Raw genomic sequence first — 1011 nt, 5'->3', positions numbered from 1 at the left:
GAGTTCTCGACGTTGCATGACGGTGTGTCCTTCTTCTTGATCAACGGCGCATCAGCTCCGGCGACGCCAGCAGGAAGGTGTTCCACTCCTGCGGGTTCTTCGCCTGTGCCAGCGCCTCGCGCGTGTCCGCGCTCATGCCGACCTGCATTGCGCGCACCGCGTGCGAATCGGCCAGTTGCGGGAACGCGGGCTTTTCCAGCGGCGCCTTGTCGTCCGTGCGGAACAGCACTGCTCCGTTCGCACCGATGGCACGCGCGATCTCGAAGCGCGTGTTCATCTGCCCCGCGCTCGCCCAGGCTGCCTCGTTGAGCGGATAACCGTCGGGCGTCTCGTGGCCGTACAACTGCTCGCCCATGCGGTTGATCCAGCCGAGCATCGGGTTCACGTTCGACACCACGCGGTCGTCGTACGCGAGCCGCACGCCAGCCATCACGTAGTGCACCGGGTCGCGGAACTTGCGGCCCAGCGAGGCGGCGAACTCGGGCGACTCGAACAGCGCCTTCAGGGTGATGGCGATGTCGCCGTCGCTGCGCGTGAAGGCAGCGGCCATGCGGTCGACCAACGCCTGCGGCGGATCGTCGGAGACGAAGTACACGGCGAGCTTGCGCGAGATGAAGCGCGCGGTGGCCGGCGCACGCGCCAGGCGATCGAGCGCTTCGTCGGCCTCGGCCAGGCCGCTGCTCTTGATGGGCTGGCCCAGCAGCGTCTTCGGCCCGTAGTCGTGCCGGTTGGGGTTGAACTCGAACAGGCCCTTGCGCACATAGTCGGCGCGCACGGCCGGCCGCACGTTCGGCGGCGGCGCATCGAGCGGCTGATTGCTCACGCCCACGCCGGTGAGCACGCGTGCCAACTCCTGCACGTCGGCCTGCGAATAGCCACCGCCCACGCCCAGCGTGTGCAGCTCCATCAGCTCGCGTGCGTAGTTCTCGTTGATGCGGTTGGCCGCGTTCTGCGCGTTGTCGAGATAGCGCAGCATGGCCGGATGCCGCGCCGTCGCGCCGAGCAGATCGC

1 protein-coding gene is annotated in these 1011 nt (G+C 68.1%); it reads right to left on the bottom strand.

Features of this window, described 5'->3' with window-relative positions; genetic code table 11:
- Positions 1-40 precede the first annotated feature (40 nt).
- On the bottom strand, positions 41-1011 hold a 971-nt coding region (locus tag ACSFA3_RS26385; RefSeq protein ID WP_435508245.1), incomplete at its 5' end, for a DUF1800 domain-containing protein.

This window comes from Variovorax glucosi (genome assembly GCF_051216695.1).
Taxonomy (GTDB): Bacteria; Pseudomonadota; Gammaproteobacteria; order Burkholderiales; family Burkholderiaceae_C; genus Variovorax.
The sequence above is the reverse complement of the archived record's forward strand: the minus strand, read 5'-3'. Positions and strand labels throughout refer to the sequence as shown.